Source organism: Mycobacterium sp. TH-M11 (assembly GCF_057473725.1).
Map to the genome: position 1 here is coordinate 1 of NZ_JBYCLD010000331.1, position 3,064 is coordinate 3,064.

3 protein-coding genes are annotated in these 3,064 nt (G+C 66.5%); 1 reads left to right on the forward strand and 2 read right to left on the reverse strand.

Features of this window, described 5'->3' with window-relative positions:
* The coding region (gene leuA, locus AC2VOG_RS13380) for a 2-isopropylmalate synthase (protein ID WP_486940380.1) at window positions 1-1,619 on the forward strand (1,619 nt) is incomplete at its 5' end.
* 4 nt (window positions 1,620-1,623) lie between these two features.
* Here the strand turns inward: leuA and AC2VOG_RS13385 are convergent.
* Both AC2VOG_RS13385 and AC2VOG_RS13390 read right to left on the reverse strand, forming a co-directional pair.
* Window positions 1,624-2,157: a hypothetical protein gene (locus AC2VOG_RS13385; protein ID WP_486940381.1), complete on the reverse strand. Its 534-nt coding sequence runs from the start codon at window positions 2,155-2,157 to the stop codon at window positions 1,624-1,626.
* A gap of 13 nt (window positions 2,158-2,170) precedes the next feature.
* On the reverse strand, window positions 2,171-3,064 hold an 894-nt coding region (locus tag AC2VOG_RS13390), incomplete at its 5' end, for a DEDDh family exonuclease (RefSeq protein ID WP_486940382.1).

Sequence of the window (3,064 nt, forward strand, 5' to 3'; positions counted from 1 at the left end):
TGGGCTACAAGGAGATCGAGGTCGGGTTCCCGTCGGCCAGCCAGACCGACTTCGATTTCGTTCGCGAGATCATCACCGAGGGCGCCATTCCCGACGACGTGACCATCCAGGTGCTGACTCAGTGTCGGCCCGAACTGATCGAGCGGACGTTTGAAGCGTGCGCCGGCGCTTCTCGGGTCATCGTGCACTTCTACAACTCGACGTCGATCCTGCAGCGCCGCGTGGTGTTTCGCGCCGACCGTCCCGCGGTCCAGGCGATCGCCACCGACGGCGCGCGCAAATGCGTCGAGGAGGCGGCGAAATACCCTGGCACGCAATGGCGTTTTCAGTACTCGCCGGAGTCCTACACCGGGACCGAACTCGAGTACGCCAAGCAGGTGTGCGACGCCGTCGGCGATATCATCGCGCCGACACCGGACAACCCGATCATCTTCAATCTGCCGGCCACCGTCGAGATGGCGACACCCAATGTCTACGCCGACTCGATCGAATGGATGAGTCGCAACCTGAACCGGCGCGACTCGGTGATCTTGAGTCTGCACCCGCACAACGACCGCGGAACTGGCGTAGCCGCAGCCGAATTGGGCCACCAGGCCGGGGCCGACCGAATCGAGGGATGCCTGTTCGGCAATGGCGAGCGGACCGGAAACGTCTGCCTGGTCACGCTGGGCTTGAATCAGTTCTCCCGCGGCGTCGACCCGCAAATCGACTTCTCCAACATCGACGAGATCCGTCGCACGGTCGAATACTGCAACCAGCTGCGGGTACCCGAACGTCACCCCTACGGCGGCGATCTGGTGTATACCGCATTCTCCGGCAGTCATCAGGACGCCATCAACAAGGGCTTGGACGCCATGAAAGTCGCTGCGGACGAAGCGGATTCGGACGTCGACGACATGCTCTGGCAGGTACCGTACCTGCCGATCGACCCGCGCGATGTCGGTCGTAATTACGAGGCGGTGATCCGGGTCAACTCGCAGTCCGGCAAGGGCGGGGTGGCCTACATCATGAAGGCCGACCACGGCCTGGCGTTGCCGCGGCGACTGCAAATCGAGTTCTCGCGCGTGATCCAGACGATCGCAGAGGGCACAGCCGGCGAGGGGGGCGAAGTCACGCCCAAAGAAATGTGGGACGCCTTCAACGACGAGTACATCGCCCCGATCCGGCCGCTGGAGCGGATCAAGCAGCGGGTCGACGCCTCCGAAGAGGATCACGGCGTCACCAAGATCACCGCGACCGTCAAGGTCGACGGCGTCGAGACCGAGATCACCGGCGCGGGCAATGGACCACTCGCCGCGTTCGTCGACGCGCTGGGGAGTATCGGCTTCGACGTCTCCGTGCTGGACTACTCCGAGCACGCGATGAGCGGTGGCGAGGACGCCCAGGCCGCGGCCTACGTCGAGGCCTCGGTGACGATCGCGAGCGCGGCACAGCCGGGCGAAGCGGGTCGTCGCCCATCAAGCCCCGTGGGCAGGACGATCGCGAGCGCGACACAGCCGGGCGAAGCAGGTCGCCCTAATCAGGCCCAGACCGTGTGGGGTGTCGGCATCGCGCCGTCGATCACCACCGCGTCGCTGCGTGCCGTGGTCTCGGCGGTCAACCGCGCCGCGCGCGGCTGACGGTTCAGGCCGAGACCTTCGCCAGCAGCATCCCGGCCAGGGTCTGGGCCTGCACGCAGCTGTCGGCGCCGACGATCAGATAGATCCAGCCTTTGAGCACGTCGACGGTGGCAGGCGGAGCCACGAAGCAGAACGCTTGATCGCCCAACCCGGCGACACTCTGCACGCTGCCGGCGCTCTGCTGGTTGACGCTGAATCCCTTGGATTGGGAATCGAGGCACTTCTTGTCGACGGGCTTGCCGTCGATGCAGTACGCGTTGTTCCAGTACAGCTTGAAGCTGACGTCGTTGCCTGCCGTCGGGATCGACGTGCATTGCGCTTCACTCGGGGACTGGCTGCCCTCGGCCGCCGGGAATGCACTGCCCATCACCTTGCTGATGTCGGCCGCGCTGAGCAGACTGCAGAAGTTGTCGGGCACGTGCACGCCGGATTCTTGTGCCGTGGAGCGGCCGTCGTGCGAGCAGGCGCCCGCGATGAAGACCGCGGCCATCACCGCAGCCCACACTCGCCGACGACCGCCGGTCCCCTCCGCACTCATTGCCTGCAGTCAATCAGAACAGCGCGAACTGCTCGCCCGCGCACGACTCGACGACGGCTCCCTCGACGACGTCCCTGGCGTAGTCGATGAACGTCGCATCGGACACCAACGGCACCCCGAGTTCGTGTGCCAGGGAGCCCTTGCCCTGCGCCGGACGCTGTTGGTTGCAGATCACCAGCGAGGTGTCCCGGTCGACGTCGGCCGCGTACGCCAGGCCCGCGTGCAGGATCCGCTCGACCAATTCCTCATGCGTCCGCTCGACCTCGGCCGCCAATGCCACCCGCATGCCCTGCACCAGCGGCCCGCCGCGTACATAGGGCCCGGGGTTGCGGTACGGGCAGGCCATCCGGGAGGCGAGCACTTTCAACGGGCGCAGCTGCTCGTGCGTGACCTTCCCATTGGGCCAACGCCGCCGGGTGACCGGCCGGACCGGCAGCCAGACATCGCGTTCGCGGGCCCGTCGGAGCGAGGCGGTCAGCACATCGGTCAGCACGACCGCGTCGTCGAACGCATCGTGCGCTCGCCGCTGCGTCACACCCCAGTGCGCCGCCAGGGTTTCCAACCGCAGGTTGTCGGTGCCCAGCTCCAGGCGGCGGGCCAGCTCGACCGTACACATCACGCTGTCGATCGGTAGTTCGACACCGGCCAACTCGGCTTCGGCGGTCAGGAAGCCGTAGTCGAAGGCGACGTTGTGGGCGACGAGTGTTCGGCCGCGGACGAGTTCGACCACGTCAGCGACGATGTCGCTGAACTGCGGCTGGTCTTCCAGCATCGCGGCGGTCAGGCCGTGGATGTGGGTCGGGCCGGGATCGACGCCGGGGTTGAGCAGGCTGACCACCGACTGCTCAACGTGGCCCTCGACGTCCAGCGCGAGCACCGCGAGGCTGATGACGCGGGCGCTGCCGGG